This is a genomic window from Bacillus sp. FSL R12-0074 (assembly GCF_038005725.1).
In the GTDB taxonomy this organism is placed as follows: domain Bacteria; phylum Bacillota; class Bacilli; order Bacillales; family Bacillaceae_G; genus Bacillus_A; species Bacillus_A mycoides.
Genome location: NZ_JBBOTR010000001.1, coordinates 90,001 through 104,327, shown reverse-complemented (window position 1 = coordinate 104,327; position 14,327 = coordinate 90,001). Strand labels below are relative to the sequence as shown.

The 14,327-nt window shown below is 39.8% G+C and carries 10 protein-coding genes, 2 rRNA genes and 1 other annotated feature (2 of these 13 only partly in view); all 12 genes read right to left on the bottom strand.

Annotated elements, in window-relative coordinates:
* Positions 1-20: a binding site (T-box leader), on the bottom strand (it extends 226 nt beyond the left edge of the window).
* A gap of 47 nt (positions 21-67) precedes the next feature.
* Entirely contained in the window at positions 68-1,525 is a 1,458-nt protein-coding gene (gene gltX, locus NSS97_RS00555) for a glutamate--tRNA ligase (protein WP_002091496.1), read from the bottom strand.
* A gap of 89 nt (positions 1,526-1,614) precedes the next feature.
* Positions 1,615-2,091 carry a 2-C-methyl-D-erythritol 2,4-cyclodiphosphate synthase gene (gene ispF / locus NSS97_RS00550; protein ID WP_000488386.1) on the bottom strand — a complete coding sequence of 159 codons (477 nt, stop codon included), beginning with the start codon at positions 2,089-2,091 and terminating at the stop codon, positions 1,615-1,617.
* Between the two features lie 113 nt (positions 2,092-2,204).
* Entirely contained in the window at positions 2,205-2,885 is a 681-nt protein-coding gene (gene ispD / locus NSS97_RS00545) for a 2-C-methyl-D-erythritol 4-phosphate cytidylyltransferase (protein WP_002009811.1), read from the bottom strand.
* Positions 2,886-2,901: 16 nt separating this feature from the next.
* Positions 2,902-4,005: a PIN/TRAM domain-containing protein gene (locus tag NSS97_RS00540; protein WP_002063406.1), complete on the bottom strand. Its 1,104-nt coding sequence runs from the start codon at positions 4,003-4,005 to the stop codon at positions 2,902-2,904.
* Positions 4,006-4,165: 160 nt separating this feature from the next.
* Complete coding sequence (gene disA / locus NSS97_RS00535) at positions 4,166-5,239, bottom strand: DNA integrity scanning diadenylate cyclase DisA (RefSeq protein ID WP_000392162.1); 1,074 nt, start codon at positions 5,237-5,239, stop codon at positions 4,166-4,168.
* Between the two features lie 3 nt (positions 5,240-5,242).
* A complete protein-coding gene (radA, locus tag NSS97_RS00530) occupies positions 5,243-6,619 on the bottom strand; it encodes a DNA repair protein RadA (protein WP_002009817.1) in 1,377 nt (458 codons plus the stop codon).
* 94 nt (positions 6,620-6,713) lie between these two features.
* Complete coding sequence (gene clpC / locus NSS97_RS00525) at positions 6,714-9,149, bottom strand: ATP-dependent protease ATP-binding subunit ClpC (RefSeq protein ID WP_341111207.1); 2,436 nt, start codon at positions 9,147-9,149, stop codon at positions 6,714-6,716.
* 22 nt (positions 9,150-9,171) lie between these two features.
* Positions 9,172-10,236: a protein arginine kinase gene (locus NSS97_RS00520; protein WP_002169332.1), complete on the bottom strand. Its 1,065-nt coding sequence runs from the start codon at positions 10,234-10,236 to the stop codon at positions 9,172-9,174.
* A gap of 4 nt (positions 10,237-10,240) precedes the next feature.
* Positions 10,241-10,789 (bottom strand): UvrB/UvrC motif-containing protein, encoded by a 549-nt coding sequence (locus tag NSS97_RS00515; protein WP_044441769.1) that lies wholly within the window; start codon positions 10,787-10,789, stop codon positions 10,241-10,243.
* 169 nt (positions 10,790-10,958) lie between these two features.
* Positions 10,959-11,420, bottom strand: coding sequence for a transcriptional regulator CtsR (gene ctsR, locus NSS97_RS00510; RefSeq protein WP_002029353.1), 462 nt, complete (start codon positions 11,418-11,420; stop codon positions 10,959-10,961).
* Between the two features lie 213 nt (positions 11,421-11,633).
* Positions 11,634-11,749 (bottom strand): 5S ribosomal RNA (gene rrf / locus NSS97_RS00505).
* 49 nt (positions 11,750-11,798) lie between these two features.
* Positions 11,799-14,327: ribosomal RNA gene (locus tag NSS97_RS00500) — 23S ribosomal RNA — on the bottom strand; it runs 393 nt beyond the window's last position.

The following is a 14,327-nucleotide window of genomic DNA, read 5'->3' as shown; positions in this document are numbered from 1 at the left end:
CTCCTTCTCGTCGCTTTTCCTTATTAGATTTTAGATATACTTATTATATTGCTAAACCTAGAAAATGTTAACCAATTACTTTTTGAATACGATTTAAAACTTTTTCTTTTCCAAGAAGAGCAATAGCGTTAGGAAGCTCTGGACCATGTGTTTGTCCAGTAGTAGCAACACGGATTGGCATAAATAGGTTTTTACCTTTATGTCCTGTTTCTTTTTGAACTGCTTTAATAGCCGCTTTAACTGCCGCTGGCTCCATTGCTTCTAAGGCTTCTAATTGATCGGCAAATGCACGAAGTACTTCAGGTACTTGTTCACCTTTCAATACTTCTTGTCCCTCTTCTTCATGATCAACATGATCTTTAAAGAACATTTCAGAAAGCTCTACAATTTCAGCTCCAAAGCTCATTTGGTCATGATATAAAGCAATTACATCACGAACCCACGCTTGTTCTTGTTCGCTTAAGTTTTCACCTACGCGACCCGCTTTCACTAAATGCGGTAAGCTTAGTTCAACAACCGTATCTAAATCTTGTTTTTTCATATATTGGTTGTTCATCCATTTTAGTTTTTGGGAATCAAATAATGCAGGTGATTTTGATAAACGAGCTGCATCAAACATTTTGATAAACTCATCTTGAGAGAAGACTTCTTCTTCACCTACTGGTGACCAACCTAGTAATGCAATAAAGTTAAAGATTGCTTCTGGAAGATATCCAAGCTCTTTATATTGCTCAATAAATTGAATAATAGATTCGTCACGCTTACTTAGCTTTTTACGGCTTTCGTTTACAATTAAAGTCATATGACCGAACTTCGGGATATCCCAACCGAAAGCTTCATAAATCATCATTTGTTTTGGCGTGTTTGAAATATGATCATCACCACGAAGTACGTGTGTAATCTCCATTAAGTGATCATCTACCGCTACCGCAAAGTTATAAGTTGGAATTCCATCTTTTTTCACGATAACGAAATCACCAAAATCATTTGAATGGAATGCAACTTCATCTTTTACGAGATCTTTAAACGTGTAGTCGCTATCAGCCGGCACACGGAAGCGAATACTTGGAATACGGCCTTCAGCCTCAAATCCTTTAATTTGCTCCTCAGTTAAATCACGGTGGTTTCCTGCATAACGCGGTGTTTCACCACGAGCGATTTGACCTTCACGCTCTGCTTCTAGCTCTTCTTCTGTCATATAACATTTGTAAGCTAAATCACGCTCTAATAAATCTTTATATAATTTTTTATAAATATCTAAACGCTCTGTTTGACGATATGGTCCAAATTCACCACCAACATCAACACCTTCATCCCAGTCCATACCGAGCCATTTCAAGTATTTTAATTGGCTTTCTTCTCCACCAGCAACATTACGTTTCACATCAGTATCTTCAATACGAATAATAAACTTACCATCTTGATGACGAGCAAATAAATAATTAAATAATGCCGTACGCGCATTTCCGATATGTAAGTGTCCTGTTGGACTTGGCGCATAGCGCACTCTCACTTGCTTTTCCATAGTTGGTACACCTTCCAATCTTAATGTCAACACATTCTATAATTGTACACCAAAAAAACGTGATTATCCATCTTACGAATTAAAAACCACTATTTTTTCTGTAATAAAACAACCGCTTGAGAAGCAATCCCTTCTTCTCTACCTGTAAATCCTAATTTTTCTGTTGTTGTTGCCTTTACATTAATATTATCAATAGACGTTTCTAATAGTTCACTAATGCGTTTACGCATGCTTTCAATATGCGGTGCCATTTTTGGCTTTTGGGCAATAATTGTACAATCTAGGTTCCCTAGCTCATAACCTTGTTCACGCACAAATTCCCAAACCTTTTGTAACAATACAGCTGAATCCGCATCTTTAAAGGCAGGATCTGTATCGGGAAAATGTTTTCCAATATCTCCTGCTGCAATTGCTCCTAGACATGCGTCAGCAATCGTATGTAACAATACATCTGCATCCGAGTGACCGATTAATCCTTTTTCATGAGGAATTGTAATTCCACCGATAATTAACGGTCTACCTTCCGCAAATTCATGTACATCAAAACCTTGTCCAATTCGAAACATTCTTTACATCCTCCTCAATCTAAACTACTTTATGAATTCTATATTATATTGCTATCTCTATAAAGAAAAGCCCGGCAACTGCCGAGCTTTTCTTTACTATAATACCATCACTTCTATTTCTTCTGAACATGAAGGAAACTTTCAGCAATTAGTAAATCCTCTGGAGTCGTCACTTTAATATTATAGTAACTCCCCTCTACTACGCCTACTTTCTTCCCTACACGTTCTACGAGACTTGCGTCATCTGTACCAAGAAAACAACTTTGCTTTGCACTTCTATGAGCTTCTAATAAAAGAGGAACAGAAAATCCTTGCGGTGTTTGAACCGCTTTAAGCTGAGAACGTTCTACCGTTTCAACAACAACACCCTGTTCTACTTTCTTAATGGTATCCTTCACTGGCACCGCACAAATGGAAGCACCATATTTCTCTGCTGCAGTTAATACATCTTGCATCATCTTATTCGTTACAAACGGGCGTGCACCATCGTGTACGAGAACATATTCAACACCACTCACATACTGAAGCGCATTATACACACTATCTTGTCTTTCGGCCCCGCCTTGAATAAATTGCACCTGCTTTTCAACCGGGTACTTCTGCATTAACTCCTCAAAATAAGGACGTTCCTCTTCGTTAATTGCCATGATAATACGTTTACATGCTTTATCTTTTTCAAAAGCACGTAATGTATGCACAATGATAGGTACTCCATTTATAAGTAAGAACAACTTGTTTTTGCCAGCACCCATCCGTTTCCCTTGACCCGCTGCTGGAATAATTAACGTATACATATTAATAATCCTCTACTTATAATGCTTTTTCTAATAATTTACGTTTTGCGAAAATCATACGACCAGCCGATGTTTGCAACACACTTGTAACTAGTACATTAAGTTGCGAACCGACATATTCTCTACCGTCTTCTACTACAATCATCGTGCCATCATCTAAATATGCCACACCTTGATTTTGTTCTTTACCATCTTTCACAACATAAACACTTAATTCTTCGCCAGGGAGTACGACTGGTTTAATTGCATTTGCTAAATCGTTAATGTTTAATACTGTTACTCCTTGTAATTCAGAAACTTTGTTTAAGTTGAAATCATTTGTTACAACAGTTCCACCAGTGATTTTAGCTAACTTTACAAGCTTGCTATCCACCTCTTGGATATCCTCAAAATCGCCTTCATAAATTTCCACCGGAATTGGTAGCTCTTTTTGAATACGATTTAAAATGTCTAATCCTCTGCGACCACGATTACGCTTTAAAGCATCAGAAGAATCGGCAATATGCTGAAGCTCTTCTAATACGAATTGTGGAATCACAATTGTTCCTTCTAAAAACTTCGTTTGGCAAATATCCGCAATACGTCCATCAATAATTACACTTGTATCGAGAATTTTCCAATGAGTTGTAGATTTTTCTACCTCTACCTCTTCGTTCTCGCTATTGTTTTTCTTCTTACCTCCACGCTGGGGTAATGTAAATAATCCTAGCAATTCATTTCTCTTTTTAAATCCTACTTGGAATCCTAAATAACCAAGTAAAAGAGTAAAGAACACTTGTAATACTGTACTAATGACTGGAATCGTGAATTCACGAATTGGTATCAAAATTAAATATGCAACAATAAGACCAGAGATCAACCCTAATGTACCAAATAAAACATCCGCTACCGGTGCCTTTACAAGGGCTTCTTCGATATGTTTAATAAGTTGAACAATATAATCCACAAGCCAAAATGTTGTTAAAAATAAAATAATTGCACCAATAATTGCACGAACGTACGATCCCTCAAGCAAAGGAACAGCACCTACGTCCAATACATTAATAACTTTTGGGATTAGAAAAATCCCTAACGCTCCCCCGATCACTAAAAAGAAGAGCTGTACGATCCTTTTTAACATCCAACCACCTCCTACTCATTATTAACCATTGTTTTGCTAATCAAAACGCCGAATGCAAAAGCGGACGTGTTTTTTTGTAAATAGTTTTATTTACCAATATACCATATCATATAACAAAAATGTTCTAGTGTCGTTATATTATGGAATCAATGTAATATTCTTAATTGTGTCTACTCATATAGAGATGCTCTTGAATTCTTTTTAGACCCTCCCGTATTTTCTTCGCCCTAACTTCCCCAATTCCTTCCACATCATCCAATTCATTAATAGTTGCACGACAAACACCTTGCAATGTTTTAAATCGATTAATTAAATTTTCAATGATAAGTGGTGGAACACGAGAAATTTTGCTTGCGATTCGGTATCCCCTCGGTGTCACGCTTTCTTCTAAGCTCATTTGCCCTGGATAGCCGAGCAATTTAACTAAATCGCTATCCTCTAAAAGCTGTGTATTTGCAAGATCTTGTAACTTTTTCAAAATTTGATGGTGATCCTGCGTTTTTTCTTGATAATAATCCTTAATTAATAACGCTGCCTCTGCTTCTAGGTCGGCTAGTAATTCTGTAAGTTGTAAACGAATTAACCTTCCTTCCGTTCCTAACTCATGAATGTAGCTCACTATTTCATTTTTAATACGCAGTACCATTTCAACACTATGTAAAACGTGAACTACCTCGGACATTGTAACGACCTCTTCAAATTCTAGAATGCCCAAATTCGTAATCCCATCATTCCATACAGCTTTATATTTTTCTAACGTTTGAATAGCTTGGTTTGCCTTTGTTAAAATTACACCTATATCTTTTAGTGTATAACGTAAGTTCCCTTGATATAGTGTAATTACGTTACGTCTTTGTGAAATAGCCACAACAAGGCTAGCCGTCTGCTTTGCTACACGCTCTGCCGTTCGGTGACGCATACCTGTTTCAATAGAATCAATGGATGGATCTGGAACTAATTGTGCATTTGCAATTAAAATTTTGCTCCCAGTTTCATTTAAAATAAGTGCCCCATCCATTTTTGCTAATTCATATAAACTAGCCGGTGAGAATGCACAATTAATGTGAAATCCTCCATCAACAATACTTTTAATCTGCTCATTATACCCAAGAACAATTAGCCCTCCAGTTTGCGCACGAAGTACGTTATCTATCCCTTCGCGTAGTGGTGTTCCTGGGGCAACAAGCTGTAGAATATTAATCATACTTTTGACACGTTGCTTGTTTTCCTCCATAACCTATCCTCCTAATGTCAAACGAAGCGCTTCTCCTAAATTAGAAACACCTACTACCTCAATCCCATCTGGAATTGTCCATCCTCCCAAATTTTTTCTAGGAATAATAGCACGTTGAAATCCTAATTTCGCTGCTTCTTGTACACGTTGTTCAATTCTTGATACTCTTCTTATTTCTCCAGTTAGGCCTACTTCTCCTATTACTGCATCGGCTGGTGCAGTAGCTTTATCTCTGAAACTTGAAGCAATACTTAAGGCGACAGCTAAATCGATTGCTGGTTCATCTAATTTCAAGCCACCCGCAACTTTTAAATATGCGTCTTGATTTTGCAACAATAAACCTGTTCTTTTTTCTAGCACTGCCATAATAAGTGAAACGCGGTTATGATCAATTCCCGTCGCCATTCTTCGAGGATTTCCAAAACTAGTAGGGGAGATTAATGCTTGTATTTCTACTAAAACCGGTCTTGTTCCTTCCATTGAAGCAACCACTGTGGATCCTGCAACTCCAACTGGACGTTCCTCAAGGAAAATTTCAGAAGGATTTAGTACTTCTGCAAGACCTAGTTCCTTCATTTCAAAGATACCCATTTCATTTGTGGAACCAAAACGGTTCTTCACAGCTCGCAAAATACGATATGTATGGTGACGATCTCCTTCAAAGTAAAGAACTGCATCAACCATATGTTCTAGCATACGTGGTCCTGCAATTGCCCCTTCTTTTGTCACATGTCCGACGATAAAAATAGGAATCCCTTTCGTCTTTGCAAGTTTCATTAATTCCGCTGTACATTCACGTACTTGCGTTACACTCCCTGGGGCTGACGTCACTTCAGGTAAATGTATCGTCTGAATGGAGTCAATAACAACAAAAGCTGGATTCATCTCTTCAATGTGCGCTGCAATTCTCTGTAAATCAGTCTCTGCTACAACAAATAGATTACTACCCTTTACATGCAAACGATCTGCACGAAGTTTGATCTGCTTTGCTGACTCCTCACCTGATATGTATAGTACATCATATGAAGAATCTGCTAATTGCGATGAAATTTGTAATAACAATGTTGATTTCCCAATCCCAGGATCTCCACCAATAAGTACTAAAGATCCATCTACAATCCCGCCACCAAGTACACGGTTAAACTCTTGAAATTTCGTTTCAATACGCGCCTCAGACTTTGTTTCTACCTCTGTTAAGCGTCTGGGTTTTGTTACTTCTGATTGAATTGCATTGGCATAATTAAGGCGTCTTGATGATACAACTGGTTCCATCTCTTCAACAAGCGTATTCCATTGACCACATCCAGGACATTTCCCCATATATTTTGGCGACTGATAACCACATTCTTGACATGTAAATTTTGTTTTCTTTTTAGCCATATCTTTTATAGTTCACTTCACTTTCATCTACAAACGTTTATCCTTCTCGTACAAGAAAGAGGGCTATCGCGTAGCCCTCTTTGTTTGTCTATACTTATTTTACCTTTTCCGCACTATGAATGACAAATGATTCTCCTTCTATATCAAAGATAACTTTTTGTCCTTTCTCAATAGCACCTTTTAACAGTTCTTCTGATAGTCTATCTTCTACATGTTTTTGAATTGCTCTACGAAGCGGACGAGCACCGTACTCTCGATCAAATCCTTTATCAGCAATTGCTGAAATTGCTCCTTCTGTTAAGTGCAATTCAATCTCTTGTTCTTTTAAGCGATTCACTAACTGATTCACCATAAGAGTTACAATTTCTTGAATATGTTTTTTCTCAAGCATATGGAACACGATAATTTCATCAATACGGTTTAAGAATTCTGGACGAAATGCTTTTTTCAATTCATCCATTACTTTACCTTTCATATCTGAATAATCGCGGCTCTCATCTTGTACGTTAAATCCAAGATGTTTATTACGTTTTAATGCGTCTGCACCAACATTAGACGTCATAATAACAATTGTATTACGGAAATCAACTGTACGTCCTTTAGAATCTGTTAAACGGCCATCTTCTAATACTTGTAGTAAAATATTAAACACATCAGGATGAGCTTTCTCTACTTCATCTAATAAGACAACTGAATATGGCTTACGACGAACTTTCTCTGTTAATTGTCCACCTTCTTCATATCCAACATATCCTGGAGGAGATCCAACTAAACGAGAAGTAGAATGCTTTTCCATGTACTCAGACATATCGATGCGGATCATTGCATCCTCATCACCGAACATAGATTCCGCTAATGCCCTTGCTAGTTCTGTTTTACCTACACCAGTAGGTCCTAGGAAAATAAATGAGCCAATTGGACGTTTCGGATCTTTTAATCCCGCTCTCGCACGACGAACAGCTTTTGCCACAGCTACAACTGCTTCATCCTGCCCAATTAAACGATCATGTAAAATTGATTCCAAGTTTAATAATTTATCTGTCTCTGTTTGTGCAAGTTTAGAAACTGGAATACGTGTCCATGTGGAAACGACATTTGCAATATCTTCTACTGTTACTTCTGAGTTTTCTTGTCCTTGTTTCTCTTTCCACTGACGCTTTGTATCTTCTAACTTTTCACGTAAACGTTGTTCCATATCACGTAAGGAAGCAGCTTTTTCAAATTCTTGGCTTTGTACAGATGCATCTTTTTCTTTTCTAATTTCCTCAAGCTTCACTTCAAGCTCTTTTAAGTTTGGCGGTGTTGTATAAGAACGTAAGCGCACTTTTGATGCAGCCTCATCAATTAAATCGATTGCTTTATCAGGTAAAAAACGGTCTGTAATGTAACGATCTGAAAGTTTTACAGCCGCATCGATTGCATGATCTGTAATAGATACGCGGTGATGCGCCTCATAACGGTCACGTAAACCTTTTAAAATTTGAACTGATTCTTCTAAGTTTGGTTCATCAACATGAATTGGTTGGAAACGTCTTTCTAATGCCGCATCCTTTTCAATATATTTACGATATTCGTCTAAAGTTGTTGCACCAATACATTGTAATTCACCACGTGCTAAAGATGGTTTTAAAATATTCGATGCATCAATTGCACCTTCCGCCCCGCCTGCACCAATTAACGTATGAAGCTCATCAATAAATAGAATGATGTTACCAGCTTGGCGAATCTCATCCATCACTTTCTTTAAACGATCCTCAAATTCACCACGATATTTTGTTCCAGCAACAACTGTACCCATATCTAATGTCATAACACGCTTATCTCTTAAAGTTTCAGGAACTTCATTATTTACAATTTGCTGTGCTAATCCTTCCGCAATTGCTGTCTTACCTACACCAGGTTCTCCAATTAATACTGGATTGTTTTTTGTTCTACGGCTTAACACTTCAATTACACGTTGAATTTCTTTACTACGTCCAATAACAGGATCTAAACGATTTTCACGTGCAACAACTGTTAAATCACGTGCTAGACTGTCAAGTGTAGGTGTATTCGCATTTGTTGAAGAACCACCCTGGTGACCTGAACTAGCTTCATTACTTCCAAGGAGTTGTAACACTTGTTGTCTTGCTTTATTTAGGCTTACACCTAAATTATTTAAAACGCGTGCTGCTACACCTTCACCTTCACGGATTAAACCAAGTAAAATATGTTCTGTTCCAACGTAGGAATGGCCTAGCTTACGAGCTTCGTCCATAGACAACTCAATAACTTTTTTAGCACGAGGTGTGTAATGTACTGTTTGAGAAGCTTCCGTTCCACGTCCAATTAATGCTTCTACCTCTTTTTGAACTTTCTCTGGACTTAATCCAAGAGCAATTAACGCTTTTGCTGCAATTCCTTCACCTTCGCGTACAAGCCCAAGTAAAATATGTTCTGTTCCAATATTATTATGCCCAATGCGAATTGCTTCCTCTTGAGATAAAGCTAATACTTTCTGTGCTCGTTCTGTAAATCTTCCAAACATCATAGAAATCGCCTCCTACTTGCGCTTAATTTTGTTCAATTCGTAATCGCTCACGGATTAAGGTTGCTCTTCGATAATCTCTTTCTTCTGGTCCTAAAGGTCCTCCTGCATATTGTTGCAAAATACCTGGCTGAGTAAGAACCATTAACTCAGTTAAAATATTTCTCGATATACCTTGTATATATCCTAAGTCAATACCAAGCCGTACATCTGATAAGCAAGTGGCTGCTTCTGCAGATTGAATTAAACGACTGTTAGCTAGTATTCCGTAAGAACGATATACTTTATCTTCAAGCTCAATGCTTGAATTTTGTACAATTAATTCTCTAGCCGTTTTTTCTTGATGGATGATTTGTTGAATGACACTCTTTAAATCTGCAATAATATCTTCTTCTGATTTCCCTAGTGTCATTTGATTTGACACTTGAAATATATTACCTAACGCTTCGCTACCTTCACCGTATATTCCTCTTACTACTAACCCTAATTTTTGAATTACTTGTATAATACGGTTAATTCTTTTCGTTAAAACCAGTCCCGGCAAATGAATCATTACCGAAGCCCTTAATCCTGTACCGACGTTAGTGGGGCAACTCGTAATATATCCAAGCGATTCATCAAAAGCATATTCAACCTGCTCCTCGATCCAATTATCTATTTGATTGGCACTTTGAAGCGCCTCTGATAACTGTAAACCTGAAAATAGGCACTGAATCCTAACATGATCCTCTTCATTAAGCATGATACTTATATGTTCACTTTCTGATAGTAGGCATGCTCCGTATTCTGTTCCTGCAAGATTTGGACTAATTAAATGCTTCTCAACTAAAACTCTCCTTTGAAGAGGATTTAATTCATTCATTTTTAATAGTTCAAACTCCCCAAAAGGTTCTACAGGTTTTTTTATAAACTTCTTCTTAAATAACTCATGAATCTGCTTAGCTTCTTCCTCGTTTTGCATAGTAGAGAATTGATATTTTTTAAAATTACGAGCCAAACGAATTCGACTACTTAAAACAATATCAGAATCAGGGCCATCTCCCTTCATCCATGGACTAATCGCTTCATTCATGATTCTGTCCAGTGACATAGAACTATTCCCCCTCTCTATGCTCACTAAGCTGATTTACAAGACCTCGAATTTTATCTCGTACTTCAGCCGCTTTCTCAAATTCCTCTTTCTGTACATATTGTTTCAGATTGAGTTTTAGTTCATCTAATTCTTTCTTTAAGTAGATATTTCCTTCTATACGTTTAGGAATTTTTCCACAATGATCCGTATGCCCACCGTGAAGACGTTTTAACAATGGTTTTAAATGCCCCTTAAATGTATCGTAACAAGAAGCACATCCAAAGCGTCCCACTTTTGTAAATTGTTCATATGTCATCTTACAATTCGGACATCTTGATATATTTGTATTTGAAAATGCATCTTGCCCTTCTTCAAACATTGCTGGTTCACTATGCAATAATCCGGCTAATAGGTCATGGAATGAAAAATTAGACTGCTGTGATTGAAAGAAAGACGTATAGCCACTTTGTTCTGCACATTGCTCGCAAAGATGAACTTCCGCCTTTTTTCCGTTGATTACTTTTGTATAATGTAAAGTTGCTGGTCTTATATTACAGTTTTGACAAGTCATCGCTATCCCCCACCTTTACAACAGGAACGATCTATCTCATGATACTTTTCATACATTACTAGATTGTTCTCTTTCCTTAATCCATTTAGTAAAAGCACATGTCATCTTTCAAAATCCCTACAATATTAAACTGCATTATCTTAGCTATCATTCTTAACAAAAGTTATATTTATTTATATTTCAGTGTTCTTAACATTGCGCATAATATTCGAGCCCTAAGTTCATCTCGAGAAGGAACATCCATTAATAATACAGAACGATCTAGTACGCTTAACATAAGTTTAGCTTCACGATTTGTTATAATCCCCTCTTCTATTAAACGTATAATCATACTTTCAGCATTTCCTTGTGCAACGCTATGATCAATCATATGAAGCATTTGATCAATAATGTCTATATCATCATGCAGTTTGACTTTTATAATGCGAATGTAACCTCCTCCACCTCGTTTACTTTCAACTACAAATCCTCTTTCTAACGTAAAACGGGTATTGATTACATAGTTGATTTGAGACGGCACACAATCGAATCGATCAGCGACCTCATTCCTCTTGATTTCAATCGCATTATTATTGCTTAAGTCAATAACTTGCTTTAGATATTTCTCAATGATATCAGATATATTTCTCATTTATCCGCCACCTTTATTGACTTTGACTATCTTTGACTTTAATTATATACGTATTAAAAAAATTTGCAACTCTTTTGCTTATTCACTATCCTAGCCACATTTCCCTGTCTTTAATCAAAAGGACGATTCTTTAAGTAAAGATTTTTTAAATTACTATGAATTGTAAAAAGAAACGCGAAAAAACACAAGTCAAAAGACTTGTGTTTTTATCTTGCTTGGCGACGTCCTACTCTCACAGGGACAAGGTCCCAACTACCATCGGCGCTAGAGAGCTTAACTTCCGTGTTCGGTATGGGAACGGGTGTGACCTCTCTGCCATCATCACCAAACTATGAAGGTATATTCCTTCAAAACTAGATAACATTTGCTTCATATTATATGGTTAAGTCCTCGATCTATTAGTATTCGTCAGCTCCACATGTCACCATGCTTCCACCTCGAACCTATCAACCTGATCATCTTTCAGGGATCTTACTAGCTTACGCTATGGGAAATCTCATCTTGAGGGGGGCTTCATGCTTAGATGCTTTCAGCACTTATCCCTTCCGCACATAGCTACCCAGCTATGCCCTTGGCAGAACAACTGGTACACCAGCGGTGCGTCCATCCCGGTCCTCTCGTACTAAGGACAGCTCCTCTCAAATTTCCTGCGCCCACGACGGATAGGGACCGAACTGTCTCACGACGTTCTGAACCCAGCTCGCGTACCGCTTTAATGGGCGAACAGCCCAACCCTTGGGACCGACTACAGCCCCAGGATGCGATGAGCCGACATCGAGGTGCCAAACCTCCCCGTCGATGTGGACTCTTGGGGGAGATAAGCCTGTTATCCCCGGGGTAGCTTTTATCCGTTGAGCGATGGCCCTTCCATGCGGAACCACCGGATCACTAAGCCCGACTTTCGTCCCTGCTCGACTTGTAGGTCTCGCAGTCAAGCTCCCTTATGCCTTTGCACTCTACGAATGATTTCCAACCATTCTGAGGGAACCTTTGGGCGCCTCCGTTACACTTTAGGAGGCGACCGCCCCAGTCAAACTGCCCACCTGACACTGTCTCCCGGGTCGATGAGACCCGTAGGTTAGAATTTCAATACAGTCAGGGCGGTATCCCACCAGCGCCTCCACCGAAGCTAGCGCTCCGGTTTCAATGGCTCCCGCCTATCCTGTACAAACTGTACCAAAATTCAATATCAGGCTACAGTAAAGCTCCACGGGGTCTTTCCGTCCTGTCGCGGGTAACCTGCATCTTCACAGGTACTATAATTTCACCGAGTCTCTGGTTGAGACAGTGCCCAAATCGTTACACCTTTCGTGCGGGTCGGAACTTACCCGACAAGGAATTTCGCTACCTTAGGACCGTTATAGTTACGGCCGCCGTTTACTGGGGCTTCAGTTCAGAGCTTCGCTTACGCTAACCCCTCTCCTTAACCTTCCAGCACCGGGCAGGTGTCAGCCCCTATACTTCGCCTTACGGCTTCGCAGAGACCTGTGTTTTTGCTAAACAGTCGCTTGGGCCTATTCACTGCGGCTTTCCGTTAAGAAAGCACCCCTTCTCCCGAAGTTACGGGGTCATTTTGCCGAGTTCCTTAACCAGAGTTCTCTCGCACACCTTAGGATTCTCTCCTCGCCTACCTGTGTCGGTTTGCGGTACAGGCACCTTTTATCTCGCTAGAAGCTTTTCTTGGCAGCGGGGAATCAAAGACTTCGCTCCATAAGGAGCTTCCCCATCACAGCTCAGCCTTCACGATAAGCGGATTTGCCTACTTATCAGCCTAACTGCTTGGACGTGCACAACCAATCGCACGCTTCTTCTATCCTTCTGCGTCCCTCCATTGCTCAAACGATAAAGAGGTGGTACAGGAATATCAACCTGTTGTCCATCGCCTACGCCTGTCGGCCTCGGCTTAGGTCCTGACTAACCCTGAGCGGACGAGCCTTCCTCAGGAAACCTTAGGCATTCGGTGGACGGGATTCTCACCCGTCTTTCGCTACTCATACCGGCATTCTCACTTCTAAGCGCTCCACCAGTCCTTCCGGTCTGACTTCACTGCACTTAGAACGCTCCCCTACCACTGATACCATTGGTATCAATTCGCAGCTTCGGTGGTGTATTTAGCCCCGGTACATTTTCGGCGCAGAGTCACTCGACTAGTGAGCTATTACGCACTCTTTAAATGGTGGCTGCTTCTGAGCCAACATCCTAGTTGTCTAAGCAACTCCACATCCTTTTCCACTTAATACACACTTTGGGACCTTAGCTGGCGATCTGGGCTGTTTCCCTCTTGACTACGGATCTTATCACTCGCAGTCTGACTCCTAAGGATAAGTCATTGGCATTCGGAGTTTGACTGAATTCGGTAATCCGATGAGGACCCCTAGTTCAATCAGTGCTCTACCTCCAAGACTCTTACACTTAAGGCTAGCCCTAAAGCTATTTCGGGGAGAACCAGCTATCTCCAGGTTCGATTGGAATTTCTCCGCTACCCACACCTCATCCCCGCACTTTTCAACGTGCGTGGGTTCGGGCCTCCATTCAGTGTTACCTGAACTTCACCCTGGACATGGGTAGATCACCTGGTTTCGGGTCTACGACCACGTACTAAACGCCCTATTCAGACTCGCTTTCGCTGCGGCTCCGCCTCTTCAGCTTAACCTCGCACGGGATCGTAACTCGCCGGTTCATTCTACAAAAGGCACGCCATCACCCATTAACGGGCTCTGACTATTTGTAGGCACACGGTTTCAGGATCTCTTTCACTCCCCTTCCGGGGTGCTTTTCACCTTTCCCTCACGGTACTGGTTCACTATCGATCACTAGGGAGTATTTAGCCTTGGGAGATGGTCCTCCCAGATTCCGACGGAATTTCACGTGTTCCGCCGTACTCAGGATACATTCAAGAGAGAACGA